12 protein-coding genes and 1 riboswitch are annotated in these 14,004 nt (G+C 51.3%); all 12 genes read right to left on the bottom strand.

From position 1 onward, the window contains the following. Positions 1 to 95 precede the first annotated feature (95 nt). Entirely contained in the window at positions 96 to 1,769 is a 1,674-nt protein-coding gene (locus IEX98_RS24385; protein WP_188892307.1) for a peptide ABC transporter substrate-binding protein, read from the bottom strand. Positions 1,770 to 2,134: 365 nt separating this feature from the next. Further along, positions 2,135 to 3,382 (bottom strand): serine hydroxymethyltransferase, encoded by a 1,248-nt coding sequence (glyA, locus tag IEX98_RS24390; protein WP_188892308.1) that lies wholly within the window; start codon positions 3,380 to 3,382, stop codon positions 2,135 to 2,137. A 60-nt stretch (positions 3,383 to 3,442) separates the two neighbouring features. After that, the gene (locus IEX98_RS24395; protein ID WP_188892309.1) at positions 3,443 to 4,051 is read right to left on the bottom strand and encodes a TIGR01440 family protein; all 609 of its coding nucleotides are present in this window, start codon (positions 4,049 to 4,051) and stop codon (positions 3,443 to 3,445) included. A gap of 27 nt (positions 4,052 to 4,078) precedes the next feature. Next, complete coding sequence (gene rpiB / locus IEX98_RS24400; protein ID WP_188892310.1) at positions 4,079 to 4,534, bottom strand: ribose 5-phosphate isomerase B; 456 nt, start codon at positions 4,532 to 4,534, stop codon at positions 4,079 to 4,081. Positions 4,535 to 4,757: 223 nt separating this feature from the next. Further along, a riboswitch (ZMP/ZTP riboswitch) is annotated at positions 4,758 to 4,838 on the bottom strand. A 170-nt stretch (positions 4,839 to 5,008) separates the two neighbouring features. Beyond that, entirely contained in the window at positions 5,009 to 5,578 is a 570-nt protein-coding gene (locus tag IEX98_RS24405; RefSeq protein WP_188892311.1) for a low molecular weight protein arginine phosphatase, read from the bottom strand. Between the two features lie 39 nt (positions 5,579 to 5,617). Beyond that, entirely contained in the window at positions 5,618 to 6,130 is a 513-nt protein-coding gene (locus tag IEX98_RS24410; RefSeq protein WP_374705382.1) for a manganese efflux pump MntP, read from the bottom strand. A gap of 333 nt (positions 6,131 to 6,463) precedes the next feature. Further along, positions 6,464 to 7,522 (bottom strand): L-threonylcarbamoyladenylate synthase, encoded by a 1,059-nt coding sequence (locus IEX98_RS24415; protein ID WP_188892313.1) that lies wholly within the window; start codon positions 7,520 to 7,522, stop codon positions 6,464 to 6,466. Positions 7,523 to 8,118: 596 nt separating this feature from the next. Beyond that, positions 8,119 to 8,859, bottom strand: a complete 741-nt coding sequence (gene spoIIR / locus IEX98_RS24420; RefSeq protein WP_188892314.1) for a stage II sporulation protein R — start codon at positions 8,857 to 8,859, stop codon at positions 8,119 to 8,121. Between the two features lie 446 nt (positions 8,860 to 9,305). After that, positions 9,306 to 10,244, bottom strand: coding sequence for a peptide chain release factor N(5)-glutamine methyltransferase (gene prmC, locus IEX98_RS24425; protein ID WP_188892315.1), 939 nt, complete (start codon positions 10,242 to 10,244; stop codon positions 9,306 to 9,308). A gap of 27 nt (positions 10,245 to 10,271) precedes the next feature. Further along, entirely contained in the window at positions 10,272 to 11,342 is a 1,071-nt protein-coding gene (gene prfA, locus IEX98_RS24430; protein WP_188892316.1) for a peptide chain release factor 1, read from the bottom strand. A gap of 185 nt (positions 11,343 to 11,527) precedes the next feature. Beyond that, on the bottom strand, positions 11,528 to 12,169 hold the full coding sequence (locus tag IEX98_RS24435; protein WP_308421827.1) for a YcnI family protein: 642 nt from the start codon (positions 12,167 to 12,169) through the stop codon (positions 11,528 to 11,530). Between the two features lie 147 nt (positions 12,170 to 12,316). After that, entirely contained in the window at positions 12,317 to 13,969 is a 1,653-nt protein-coding gene (locus IEX98_RS24440) for a copper resistance CopC/CopD family protein (RefSeq protein ID WP_188892317.1), read from the bottom strand. Positions 13,970 to 14,004: the final 35 nt, after the last annotated feature.

Consider the following 14,004-nt stretch of genomic DNA (forward strand, 5'->3'; position numbering starts at 1 on the left):
GGAATAAGGCGATTCGTCAGGAAACGGCCTTTTATTTCAAAAAGGGATATATGCAGTCAATGCTGCATATATCCCGCAAACCATGGACGTGCTTCTTATTTTCCTACATAGCTGCCGCGATTGTAGTCAATATCGCCTTTGTAATCCATGAAGATGCCTTCATATCCAGGCTTAATCATGTACACGCTGCTGTAGTAGAACAGCGGTGCTACTGCACGGGATTCGATCAAAATTTGCTCGGCACGCGCCATAGCTTGCATACGCTCTTTTTGATTATCCGTAGCATATGCTTTTTTCACCATATCGTCGTATTCCTTCGATGCAAAGCCGGTATTGTTGTTGCCGCTCTTCGAAGTGTACAGGTCGATGAAAGTCATCGGATCGTTATAGTCCGCGCCGTTGCCGCCGCGAGCCACTTCATAGTTCAGACGGTTCCGGTTGTCGATGAACACGCCCCATTCCTGGTTCTCGATGCTTGTATCAACGCCCAGGTTTGTTTTCCACATTGCTGCAATCGCCTCAGCGATTTTTTGATGCTTGTCATTTGTGTTGTAAGCAAGTTTAACAGTTGGCATTTTGCTCAGGCCCAGCTCTTGCAGACCCTCAGCCAACAGTTTTTTCGCTGCTTCGATATCTTCAGTGAAGTATGCATCGCTAACTTCGGCGCGGAAATCTTCTTTCTCGCCTTTAATACCTGGAGGAACAAAGCCGAAAGCTGGCTTCTCGCCGCCCAGTGCGATTTTATCGGTAATATCCTGACGGCTGATTGCCATCGACAGTGCTTGGCGAATCTTCTGGTTGTTAAAAGGCTCTTGCTTAATGTTGAACATGTAGTAGTAAATGCTCGCCGTGCCTTTTACTTTGAATTCATCAGGATTGCTTTTTTTCAACGTCTCGAATTGCTCAGTCGGGATCAGGCCTGTAGGCATACCCGCATAATCCAGCTTGTCTGTTTGGTACATGCTAAGCTCCGTACCGGAGTCGTTAACCATAGTGAAGAATACTTTGCTCAGCTTCACATCGTCTTTCGCGTAATAGTTCTCGTTCGGAACTAGCGTAATCGACGTGTTTTTCTTCCACTCGGTCATTTTGAACGAACCGTTCGTAATGATCGTTTTCGCATCTGTTGCCCATGCTTCATTGTCCTTCACCGATTGATGAACAGGGAAGTAAGTTGTAAACGACATCAGGCTCAAGAAGTATGGCGTTGGCGAGTTCAGCGTTACTTCAAGCGTATGCTCGTCTACCGCTTTTACTGCAACGTCATCGGCTGTTACGCCGTCAGCGCCTGTGTTGTATTTCTCAGCGTTTTTGATGTAATACAGCTGGTAAGCGTAAGCTGCTGCAGCTGGTTTAAGGTCTGGATCAAGGACGCGTTTCCAGGCATAAACGAAATCATTCGCCGTTACTGGATCGCCATTGCTCCATTTCGCATCATCGCGAAGATTAAATGTATAGGTCAAACCGTCATCGGAAATTTTCCAATCTTTCGCAATGCCGGCAACGTCATTGCCTTTTTCGTCTTTACGCAACAAACCTTCGTAGATACCGTTAAGTACAGTAGCGGAAACTTGGTCCTGTACTTGCGCAGGATCCAGCGTAGGAGGCTGCTCAGACAGGTTCATCCGAAATTCTTTCTTTCCTGCAGCATCGCTGCCGCCATTGCCCGAGTTGCCCGTTTCATTCTTTGGTGTACAGCCAACTGCAATGATGGCCAGCACGAGAAGCAAAGAAACGAGTTTAAAGCCATGTTTGTTCTTCTTCAACATGAATATCCTCCCCTGATGTTCTTACCATATTTGCAATAATTTTACATTAATAACGATAGAAATCACATTTAATCGATTGAATTGTGCGAAAATTAAATGATTTCAATCGAAATTTATCAATTTCTATGTCGATACACATATAATTATTGCATTGTAACTTTTAATACACGACTTCCAATATACATTAGTAAGTGACCCGTGTCAATTCCCATATATTGGGTGGTAATTGTTGGATGTTGATAACGAAGACTTCTAGCGGTACGTATAGCATGCTGCAACAGCATGGGGTTAATACGCTGTTAAAGCAAAAAAAGGGCGATTCGAGAATAGTCTCGAATCGCCCTTTTGACTGCAAGCGCAGATGATTAGTATTGAACAGTCGGGTAAAGCGGATATTGCGCAGTCAGATCGCGAACGATGCCGCGTGCTTTTGCCAGAATCGCTTCGTCTTCGTGGTTTTTCAGCGTCATTGCAATAACTTCGCCGATCGTCTTCATCGCTGTTTCGTCCATGCCGCGGGAAGTAGCAGCTGGCGTACCAAGACGGATGCCGCTCGTTACAAACGGGCTGGTCGGATCGAATGGAATCGCATTTTTGTTAGCTGTAATGCCGATCGAGTCAAGCACATGCTCCGCAACTTTGCCTGTGATGTTCAGGCCGCGCGTATCGATGAGCATCAAGTGGTTGTCAGTTCCGCCGGAAACGATGTTGATGCCTTCGCCAACCAGCGTGTCAGCCAGAACTTTCGCATTGTTGATCACCTGTTGTGCATACTGCTTCCATGAAGGCTGCAGCACTTCGCCAAAAGCAACTGCTTTAGCAGCGATGATATGCATCAGAGGACCGCCTTGCGTACCCGGGAATACAGCTTTATCAATAGCCGCTGCCCATGGTTTACGGCAAAGAATCAAGCCGCCGCGAGGACCGCGAAGCGTTTTGTGCGTAGTAGTCGTTACGAAATGTGCATATGGAACTGGGTTCGGGTGCAGACCAGCCGCAACAAGACCTGCGATGTGGGCCATATCGACCATGAACAAAGCGCCTACGTCTTCTGCGATTTTGCCCAGTTTTTCGAAATCAATCGTACGCGGGTAAGCGCTGGCACCGGCAACGATCAGACGAGGACGGTGCTTGAATGCCGCTTTGCGAACTTCTTCATAGTTAATTGTGAATGTATCTTCGTCAACGCCATAAGCGACGAAATTGTACAACAAGCCGGAAGCGTTAACCGGGCTGCCGTGTGTCAAGTGGCCGCCGTGCGCCAGGTTCATGCCAAGAACGGTGTCGCCTGGTTTGAGGACAGCCAGGTAAACCGCCATGTTTGCTTGAGCGCCGGAGTGAGGCTGAACGTTCGCGTGTTCTGCGCCGAAAATTTCTTTTGCGCGATCACGTGCGATATCTTCAACGATGTCAACATGCTCACAGCCGCCGTAGAAACGTTTGCCCGGGTAGCCTTCTGCGTATTTGTTCGTCAATACAGAGCCCATTGCTTCCAGAACCGCTTCACTTACGATGTTCTCGGATGCGATCAATTCGATGTTGTCGCGTTGACGCTGCAATTCAAGGCCCATTGCCTTCAAAACTTCAGGATCTTGCTTACGTAGATTTTCCATAATAATGCCTCCTATAGTTAATTAATGGTTTATATAAATTAGAGACAACGGCTCATGCCGCTAGTCGCAGGTTCCCGGCGATTGCTCTACCGCCAGGCCGCTTCCTTCCGGCTCTGATGTATAGACGGCACGTGCGCCGCCGATCAGCTTCGGTCGCGCATAAGCCATCGTCACATGGGCAGATCCAATGTTTTTAATCGAAGGACGAACCGGTACCGCCACCCGCCGCAAATGCATGCCGATGAACGTATCCCCGATATCAATCCCTGCGTGTGCAGCTATCGTCTCAACCAGACACGCCCCGTGAAGCTGACGGTAAGCGTAGGCCGCCATCGAGCCGCCTGCTTTCGGAACCGGTACAGCCGCTACTTCCTCCAGCCCGTACTTCTCCGCCGCCTCTCGTTCAATGACGAGTGCACGGTTCAAATGCTCACAGCATTGAAACACCGGGTAAAAACCAATGTCGCGTCGAGCCGCCTCCACACCTGCAAAAATCTGCGCCGCCGTTTCCACCGTTCCGGAAGTTCCGATACGGTGACCCAGCACCTCGCTCGTGCTCGTCCCGACGACGAGCAGTTGTCCTTTGCCAAGGTTTCCGGCCTCGGCCAATTCACGGATGATCTGCTCAACATCAGATGCAATGTTCGTTATTTTATCAGTTCCGCTCATGGACGTTTGTCTCCTTCTTGCATCATGTTAGGAGCGTGAGTGTTGGGCTTCAATTTGATTCACTTTATTCAGCCGGCTAACATGACGCTCTCCGCCCGAGAACGGTGTCTCCAGCCAGATGCGGACGATTTCTTGCGCTACGCCAGGGCCGATGACACGCTCGCCCATCGCGAGCACATTGGTATCGTTATGCTCTCGGGTCGCTTGCGCAGAGAACAAATCATGCACAAGCGCACAGCGGATGCCAGCGACTTTATTCGCCGCGATCGACATTCCGATGCCGGTTCCGCAGATAAGGATACCGCGGTCAGCTTGGCCGCTTGCAACGCGATCTGCAACTGGAAGCGCATAGTCGGGATAGTCGACCGATTGACTGCAATCGCAGCCGAGATCCTCGATTTCATGTCCCAGCGATTCCAGATAAGGGACGATAACGTCTTTCAGGCGGTAGCCTCCGTGGTCCGCGCCGATTGCAATTTTCATAGTGGGTTTCCTCCTAAAGGTATGTGCGTCGATTACCGGGCAAAACGGCCATTTGTTTAAACCTTTGGCGTTTTACATAGCAAGATAAGCATGATTACTACCAGACAAAACTGCTTACCTTTGAAGCTGAAAAATGACACTATCGCTCCAATCCTACGATCTTATTATACCTAAATTCGTCGAAAAAGACGAAAAAAGAGCATGACATGCTCTTCAGCATGCTGCTCTTTGCCCAGGCGACCGGCCGTATGTTCCGATGCTCCACCGTGGTTACCCACTTCCGTCGCCAGTCACATCGGAAACCGTCTTTGTATTCTCATCATAGCCGATTCCTGCCCGAAAATCAATCATCCTTTATGCTTTTTCAGCGTGGAAATTTACTAATCGGACAGGCTTCTTATTAAAGAAAAGAAAGAGTAGCGAGCGGCAATAAAAGGGGATGGCATTCCCAGTCATCTGCGGATCGCCTTTCCTTTATAGCTTGCCCAGCAGCTTGCGCAGCCCTTCTTCGATTTCGTTCGCACAGCTTCGGTACATTTCCATCGTCCCGCCGAATGGATCGGCGATGTCAGTGCCAGGGATCCGCCGCTCCAATTCCAGCAGCTTCGACCGCTCAGCATTGCTCAACTGCTGTCCGAGCGCCTGCTTCATATGCATCTCCGTATAAAGCTGTTCCAGCTCTTGAATGTCAGCAAGCGCTGTGTCGTCTTGATGCGCATATTCCTTCAGCGTGTGGGTCTTGTCCACTGCTTCTGGAAAACCTTGCAGCAATCCTCTTTTATGGCCTGCAGTCATCGTCAAGATGAGGTCCGCCCATTCAACAGCCTCGCCAGTCAGTGCACGTGATGCGCCGCGATGCTGGATATTTTTCTCCCGCAGTGATTCAATCGCATATCGTGAAACAGCTAGACCGTCGATCGTCGATACGCCTGCAGAGCGGATTTCTAGTGCAACACCTTGGCGATCGGCCATATCCTTCAACATCGCTTCGGCCATCGGTGATCGGCAGGTGTTGCCGGTACATACGAATAAGATGCGTTTCATGTTGCTGTCCCCTTTCTATTCGAGAGACCATGAACATGGTCAGATAATAAACATTATGCCAAAAATAAACAAAATGGCTCCGCCAAACGCTTCACCGTAACCGCCAAGATTGCGGCTGACTCTCCGGCCAAGCATCAAACCCATTATGGACATCAATCCGCCGAAAAACCCGAACAATAGAATCGTAAGCAGCAGATCGGCTTGGAACATCCCAAGGGTCACGCCAACAGAAAAAGAATCGATGCTGACGCTCAGCGCAAACAGAAACGTTCCCCAAACCGAACGGTAATCGAGCGATTTAACCTCTTCGCCTTTAATCGAGCTGTAAATCATATGCCCGCCCAGCAAAACCAGCAGAATGCCAGCTGCCGTAGTCGCTACATGGCCTAAAAGGCCGCTTACGAACTGCCCGGCAAACATTCCCCCGAGCGGCATAATAATATGAAAAAGAGCAATAACGCTGCTTAACTTCAATATATCGCGTAGTCGTATACCTTTCAATCCGATTCCAATTCCCAATGAAAAAGCATCCATGCCCAGTGCCACCGCCATAATAAGCAGTGTCGCAAACTGTCCAGCGTGCAAAGCGGCTTCATTCACGCAGTCTCTCCCCCTGTCCACATCCATTCTTTACCCAACATATGCGGACAAGAAGCCAAACATACGAATTAATAGGCAAATAGATTAGAGAAAAAAGAGACATTGCTATTCGGCACCGGCGACTGCTTTAGAGTAGCCGCGTTAGTGGGGAAGCATACGTAAAGGCAGATGAGACATCTCAACCTCACACGTCCCCCGCCCTTGAGCGGGTTACATGAGCTATCTTCAAACTTCTCAAGGGCAAAGGTTTCGGAAGCTGGAACCGCACTTAAGGTACCTTCTATTCTATAATCGGGTTACCTGATTGCCCGCTGCTTTGGCCAGCCGGTTCATTAATGCCAGACCAATCCCCTGCTCCTCGCAGCCCTCAGCCCAGATGCGCTGCACCCCTTCGGCATCAAACTGCCTTAATGCTGCATACAGCCGCTGCGCCGCCTGTTCCAATTGACGCTTCCCTCCACCGTAGGTGAGGACAACATCAGCGTCAAAATCGCCTTCACGTTCAGCAAATACAAGTGCGCCGGTTTTCAGACCTTCGCTCTTAGCCTGAGCGATAGCTTGCCGGATATAAGCAGTCATCTCAACGGCATCGCCTTGAACAATCTCCATATCGCCTTGAGGTGCATAATGGGTATATTTCATACCAGGCGAACGGGGAGCTTCCGTCGCTTCAGCTTTTGCTGGAGGCGTATCGATCATTGCATCTGGTGCAGCCAGGAGCAGTTGTTCAGGTGTAACGCCACCTGGCCGAAGAATGCGAATGACATTGTCGCCAGCAAGCTCGACAACGGTCGACTCTAGTCCGACACCCGTCGCTCCGCCATCTACGATTCCAGCGATTGCACCGTCAAGATCCTCTAATACATGTGCGGCTGTTGTCGGGCTTGGTCTCCCTGAACGATTGGCGCTTGGAGCAGCAACTGGACAATTGGCTTGCCCGATGAGCTCCAGTGCCGCAGCGTGATCCGGCATGCGGACGCCTACAGTTGCTAATCCCGCTGTCACGAGTGGCGATACTGCACCAGGCTTTACGGGCAATACAATGGTGAGAGGTCCCGGCCAAAGCTGTTGCATCAAGCGGCTTGCCAATTCCGGATACGGCAGCACAAGCTCGTCCAACTGTCCAATACTAGCGATATGAACGATAAGCGGATTATCGGAAGGCCTTCCCTTAGCGGCAAAAATCTGTTCCACCGCTTGCGTACTTCTCGCATCCGCCCCTAAGCCATAAACCGTCTCCGTCGGGAATGCTACCAGCTCTCCTGCCTTCAGCAGCTCGGCCGCCTCAGTCAGCTGTCCAGCCAACAACTCGCCTTCCAGCTGCCATACCTTAGTCATCTTCATCTTTATGGTTCAATCCCTGCTTGTTAGTAGTCTGTTTGCCGCTATTATACCACAGGCACGCAAACGCGCCGCATCCATCTGACTAATCAGTTATCTGGCAGACTCAGTCGCATGATATCAGCATCACTCAAATGATCACAGGCCTGCATCCAACTAACCAATCAATTACCTGGCAGACTCATCGTCACCTTTATAAACTGTTTCACTACTTAAATAAGTAACCAACCATTATGCTGTGAAGAAACGAGACTCCAGCGAAGCTACTTCGCTATATAACGAAGCAAATTTCGTTGGCTGCTCTATTGTTGCGTGTGTTTTGTTCATTAGCGAACCTCTTTTCGCTACTCATGAACTTAGGTTCACGGTTAGCGAAAAAAGGTTCGCTGTGCAAAATTCATCTCCTAAATAGAGATGTGCACAGCGAACTTGGCTTCTCTATTTAGCGAACCAGCTTCGCTACAATCCAGGCACGGCCTCTTCGTCCACTGACAGCTTTCGCATAAGGTTTAACCGCCAGCGTGCGAAAGAGCGCCGCATGCCGCGATGGCACGCGCTTCGGGAGTCCGGCGCGGTACGGAACTGAAAGACAAGCTACATTAAGAGAACAAACCTTTCAACCAGTTGATCAACTGCTGCAGCATCTCCCAGAGGAAAAACTTTGCTTCCGGCGCTTTGCCTTCCGATTGCTTTTTGTCGGCAGTATCTTTCGATACCGAAGCGGAGGCCTTGTCATCCGACTTGCTTACTTTACTGCTTTCTGATTTGGCTGGAGCAGCTTCTTTGGCTTTACCCTGCACATCATCGCTGCTCGCAGCAGAAGCTTCGCCTGTCGCAGCATCTATGAAGCAGAGCGGCGGGAAGAGCACGCACCACCAATTTTGCCCTTGACCCTCGCCCAGCGTAATAAGCAGCGCTTCATATTGTCCGGCAGGGTATACTTCATTGCCGTACATTTTCGTTGGAAATGGAACCATTCCGAGCTGTGCCTGATAGTCATAGCCAAAGCCCCGGCTTTGCAGTACTTCAGCGACAATCGCTTCGATTTCACTCATATGGTTTTGCAATGTTTCGCGAGCCTCTTCAATTGTTTGCGGGCCGGTTACCCAGCCGTTCATAGCATCTACTACGGCGTCGCGAACGACGCGTTTAACCGCCTGGTCAGCGGGAGTGTCCGAATTGGCTAAAATACGGAGACGAATCGACTCCTGTGGAATGGAACCACTGGCTACAGCAGCATCCGTTTGTTGAAGCTCCCAGCTCATAATCAATAGAATAAGGGCAAATACAATAAAACCATACGACCTGCGATAATAGAAACGGGAATAAGGGCGGGACATACACACAAGCTCCTCTCGTGCACCCGTCGGTGCTTCAGCTTGCGTTCCGGAACGTATCTATCCGTCAGTATGTCCCGCAATCCCACTCTATAAACCTCGTATCTCGCAAAAAGATTTACTCATGCTAGATTTAGAGAGAATAAAAAACCGAGCCCTCGCGGACCCGGTTTGTCATGCTATTAAAAAGTTCCGGACACTCTACTTTAAGCTCCTTAGGCCACAGAGCTAACTGGCGAACATTCATAGGATTACAAAATGCCAAAATACATTTCATTTCCTCAACACAAGCCAAAAAACCGCATCAAAATGTAAATCTGCATGCTGATTGGGCCAAAACCGCCGATTTCAAGCTTTGACGATCAATCAAAATGCACTTTTGCAGGCTGATGTGGAAAATGACCCTTTTTAAGCTAATCAAAATGTATTTTTGCAGGTAATGAGAAACGCTAGAGCTGATCAGCATGGCGGATCGCCAGTACATGCCGCTCAATGCCGGCATAGTCGGTAATAATCCGCACCTCGTCCCAAGCGCCGTACTGCTCAAGCAGCGCCGCGACGTCGCGGGCTTGGCCCATGCCAAGCTCGAAGCCGACGATCCGCGGCACCTGCCGCAGCGCCGGCAGCTGCTCCACCATGCGGCGGTACGGGTCCAGCCCGTCCGCCCCGCCATCCAGCGCAAGGCGCGGCTCAAAGTCGCGCACCTCGCGCTGCAAGCCCGGGAGATCATCCGCCGGTATATACGGCGGATTCGACACCAGCACGTCGGCCGCCAGCCCGGCCGACGCAGAGCCTTCGGCGCCGACGGCAAACGGCGCCAGCAAGTCGCCCTGCACGAATGCAATCCGGCCCGCCGCCTCTTGGCGGGCCGCATTCATGCGGGCGACCTCCAGCGCGTCCGGCGAAAGATCGGACGCGCTTACGCGCCAGCGCGGACGCTGCGCCGCCAGCGTCACGGCGATGGCGCCGCTGCCAGTGCCGACATCCAGCACAGTCGGCACCGTATCGCCTTCAGGCGGCCATAAGCGATCGGCCGCCTCCAGCACCGCCTCGACGAGCAGCTCCGTCTCAGGGCGCGGGATCAAGACGGCCGGCGTTACCGTAAACGGCCGTCCATAAAACCACTGCTCGCCGATAATATATTGCACCGGCTCGCCCGCCGCCTTTCGGCTAACGGCTTGTACCCATGCCTCCGCCTTCTCTTGCGGGAACTGCTCAAAGCTCCAGTCGCGAAGCAAAACGGACCGCTCTACCTCCAGTACATGCAGAAGCAGCAGCTCCGCATTCGACCGGGATTCCTCCACGCCATGCCCCGCCAAAAACGAAGAAGCCTGCAAGCAGGCTTCCCGAATGGTATAGGACGGGGCGAAAAATTCAAATTCACTCATATTTGAATATCTCCGCTCTCCTATGGTTTATACGAGTTCTTTGTCCATCATGTCCGCTTGCTCGGCAATCGTCAGCGACGATACGATGTCGGCCATGTCGCCGTTCATCACCTGATCCAGCTTGTGCAGCGTCAGGCCGATGCGGTGATCGGTCACCCGGCTTTGCGGGAAGTTATACGTGCGAATGCGTTCGCTTCGGTCACCAGTGCCGACCTTGCTTTTCCGCTCGCCTGCGTATTTCGCTTCCTCTTCTTGACGACGAATATCAGAGATACGGGCGCGCAGCACTTGCAGCGCCTTCGCTTTATTGTCGTTTTGCGATTTACCGTCCTGACAAGTCGCCATAATACCAGTCGGCACGTGCAGTACGCGAACCGCCGACTTGGTCGTATTAACGGATTGCCCGCCTGCGCCGCTGGAGCAGAACGTATCGATCCGGATATCCTTGTCGAGAATTTCTACATCCACCTCTTCAACCTCCGGCATAACCGAAACTGTTGAAGTTGATGTATGGATGCGTCCGCCGGATTCCGTTACCGGAATACGCTGTACGCGGTGCGCGCCGCTCTCGAACTTCAGCTTGCTGTAGGCGCCCTTACCGGTAATCATGAAGATTACCTCTTTAAAGCCGCCCAAGTCATTCTCGCTCAAATCCATCAGCTCTACGCGCCAGCCTTGAGAATCCGCAAACTTCGTGTACATCCGGTACAGTTCAGAAGCGAACAAAGCCGCTTCGTCGCCGCCCGCTGCGCCGCGAATCTCAACGATAACGTTCTTATCGTCGTTCGGATCTTTCGGCAGGAGCAAGATTTTGATCTTAGCGTCCAGCTCTTCTTTGCGATCAGACAGCTCTTCGATCTCCATCTTTACCATTTCGCGCATTTCATCATCGAGCTTTTCGCCCTGCATTACTTTTGCGTCGTCCAATTGCGCCGACACTTGCTTATATTCGGTAAAAGCTTCATACGCCTCTTGTAAATCCGATTGTTCCTTGGAATACTCCCGCAGACGCTTCGGATCGCTGGCTACGTCGGGATCGCACAGCAATTCGCTCAGCTTCTCGTAACGGTCGGCCAGTGCTTGTAAACGGTCCAACACTTTTCGTCACCTCTGTTATTTTTCCGCATTAATATCCTTTATTATAACATAACGATCCAAAGGTTACGACTGGTGTATTTGCCTAACTGCATGTCAGAATCGCTCAGAAAGCGGTTTTTTTAAAGTTATCAAGCAAAAACGCCATAAAAAAGACGAACCGCAACCGGCTCGTCTTCAGCAAAACTTTATTTTTTCTTTTTAGCAACTGCCGTAACGAGCGCTGCTGCGCCCAGAACAACCGCTACGATCGATAAAATAAGCGGCAATGGCGATTGACCATCATCCTTCGCCTCGTCGCCTGCTGCGTGAGACGAGCCGCCGGCCCCATGACCGTCACCGCCGCCCGCTACCGCAGGAGTAACCTTTTGAACAGATGCCGGTTTGTCTGCACCGTCTCCGCCAATCCACTCAACAACACTGTTGTCGCTATAGGTTTGGTAAGCGCGCCATACAAGCTGAGTCGCATCTTCGTTGACTTTGCCGCTCAAACGGAATTCTGTGAATTCCGTCTCAGCCAGCCCTGGACCTTCAGCAGTCCAAGTTACACTTGCGATCGAGCCGTCAGCATTTTTCTCGATCTCATGCTTCCAGCCCTGCTTCGGCTCGACGCGGGAAATCGCAGCGCCATCGGCTGCTTTCACTTGTACTTTTATCGTGTTAACGCCTTTTGTCTCACTAGGCACGCGAACAGTGAACACCTGATACGAATTGGCCGGAACCTCCGGCGGCTGCACCGTCACATGGGCACTAGCCATTCCGACGAACAGGAACAGGCTAAGGCTCAAGCTGACCGATGCGGTCACAAACCACTTTTGCATTTTTTTCATTACTCTGCACAACCCTTCCCGGTTATTAATCTTTATCTCTCGTTCCCCAGTATAAGGATAGCTGAGTTCTCAGTCATGACTCGATAGAGCTATGACTGGTGAAAAAAATGTGTCCGAATCACCGCTGATGTCTCCGCCTATATTCGTCTAATAGTTCACAAAATCCAATCGCTTCACCATTTCGATATCATCCTGAGTCATGACTCGAATTTCTGCTTTCCACTTCGAGGCATACGGAAGGAAAGCTCCGGTTGCCTGATACGAAGTTCTCGCGTAGCCCGGATAGGAATCGTAGGACTCGTCATCAAAAGGGGCAAGCGGCACGTCCAGCGGCGCCTCCTCACTGCCTTGCGGATGCAGGCGAAGCACAACGGCTTTCGGCTCTCCGGCCGCTTCCGGCAGCCAGATTTGCAGCTTCGCTTCATTTTCGCCGCCCGGTACGTTTGGTGTAATACTGAGCGTATAATGCATATCCTCGCCCATTTCGTGATGCCTGATTGGCTCATTCGCCGGCAACGGGCTAATGTAGGTGAAGATCGCGGCGATCGCCACGATAACGAGCATTAGACCCAGATCGACACGAAGCAACCGGCCGTCTGGAATACCGCTTTTGCTCATTCGAATGCGAAGCCAAGCGCCTGTTCCGATAACGAGCAACGTAAGCCCTGATTTAATAGCCAGCATTATTCCCCATGGCGTCAGCCACAAGTAGGAAAACTTAGGCAGGAAAAGCGTCATCATCAGAATACCGCTGACGACGAGCGCAACAAGAGAGATGAGTGCTCCCTTTGAAAAGCTCGCCCCGAACCGTCCCGCTTCCTTCCGGTCTTCAAACCAGAGGACCACAAGCGCCAATAAACCGCCGGCCCATATTGCTGCTGCGACCAAATGGATCCAATCGGCTGCAAGCGTCAGGATCTTAAGGTCATTGGCAGCAGGATGACCAATTAAGCTTTCTATAGCCAGTATAATAACCGCCCATAACAGCTTCACATACATAGGTGCCCGTTGAATAACGAAACCGGCAAGCACAACGACGATAAGCTCCAGCCATGCGCGGCCGGTAGCTGTTCCGGTAAACAGCTCTCCCCATGCGCTGAAAGGCTGACCGGCCATAATTTCTTTGGCTTGAATGAAGATGTGCAGCAGCAGTGAAATTAACAGCACCCTCAGTGAGAGGAGCAGCAATCGGCGGTGTACGCCGCTGACGGACTCACTAGGATTGCGGTATAAGGCCGACCAAATCATTAATCCCGCCGCAATTAGCAGGGACAGATAGTAAACAATACGCACAGTGAACAGCAGCCAATTGTCGCTAGATAGTCCATGCGAGCCGGAACTGCCGCCAGCGTCGTCATTAAAGGTGGAACCATCCTTCCATTCCGGGGGGTTGCCCACTACGAATACATAGGAACCGCTGACCGGATGACCATCCTCCGACACGATATGGAAGGACGCGGTATAGACCCCTTCCTGCAGGGACGGCAGCGCCAGCTTCAGCGTTGTCCGATCTTCATTGAGCGTCGGTTTGTCAGAGGTCACTTTCCGCTTCTGAGAATCCAGCACCTGCAATGAACCGGCACTCGGTTCAATAGCCTCGCTGAAGCTGAGCTCGACAAAAGGCGGCGATTCCTTCAGTTTCGCATTCGCCTCGGGGACCCGCTTCTCCAGCGAAGCATGAGCCGAGGCAACTGGCATAAGGGACGGCAGCAAGCCGACCATCCAAATGACGGCAAAAACGAGAAGCACAATTTGAGGAAGCCTTCTTTTCTGTTTCCTGAGTTGTATCTGTTGTTGCATACGGCAATCACTTCCTTCATTTCTTTCGCGGGTAA

The organism is Paenibacillus radicis (ex Gao et al. 2016) (genome assembly GCF_014641555.1).
Taxonomy (GTDB): domain Bacteria; phylum Bacillota; class Bacilli; order Paenibacillales; family Paenibacillaceae; genus Pristimantibacillus; species Pristimantibacillus radicis.

Bases quoted from the DNA above. Each gene is read 5' to 3' on its own strand.
- IEX98_RS24405 (WP_188892311.1), bottom strand. From the start codon at position 5,578: ATGAAACGCATCTTATTCGTATGTACCGGCAACACCTGCCGATCACCG.
- prmC (WP_188892315.1), bottom strand. From the start codon at position 10,244: ATGAGTGAATTTGAATTTTTCGCCCCGTCCTATACCATTCGGGAAGCC.
- glyA (WP_188892308.1), bottom strand. From the start codon at position 3,382: ATGGAAAATCTACGTAAGCAAGATCCTGAAGTTTTGAAGGCAATGGGC.
- IEX98_RS24395 (WP_188892309.1), bottom strand. From the start codon at position 4,051: ATGAGCGGAACTGATAAAATAACGAACATTGCATCTGATGTTGAGCAG.
- IEX98_RS24410 (WP_374705382.1), bottom strand. From the start codon at position 6,130: ATGGCGGTGGCACTGGGCATGGATGCTTTTTCATTGGGAATTGGAATC.
- IEX98_RS24435 (WP_308421827.1), bottom strand. From the start codon at position 12,169: ATGAAAAAAATGCAAAAGTGGTTTGTGACCGCATCGGTCAGCTTGAGC.
- IEX98_RS24415 (WP_188892313.1), bottom strand. From the start codon at position 7,522: ATGAAGATGACTAAGGTATGGCAGCTGGAAGGCGAGTTGTTGGCTGGA.
- IEX98_RS24440 (WP_188892317.1), bottom strand. From the start codon at position 13,969: ATGCAACAACAGATACAACTCAGGAAACAGAAAAGAAGGCTTCCTCAA.
- rpiB (WP_188892310.1), bottom strand. From the start codon at position 4,534: ATGAAAATTGCAATCGGCGCGGACCACGGAGGCTACCGCCTGAAAGAC.
- IEX98_RS24385 (WP_188892307.1), bottom strand. From the start codon at position 1,769: ATGTTGAAGAAGAACAAACATGGCTTTAAACTCGTTTCTTTGCTTCTC.
- spoIIR (WP_188892314.1), bottom strand. From the start codon at position 8,859: ATGTCCCGCCCTTATTCCCGTTTCTATTATCGCAGGTCGTATGGTTTT.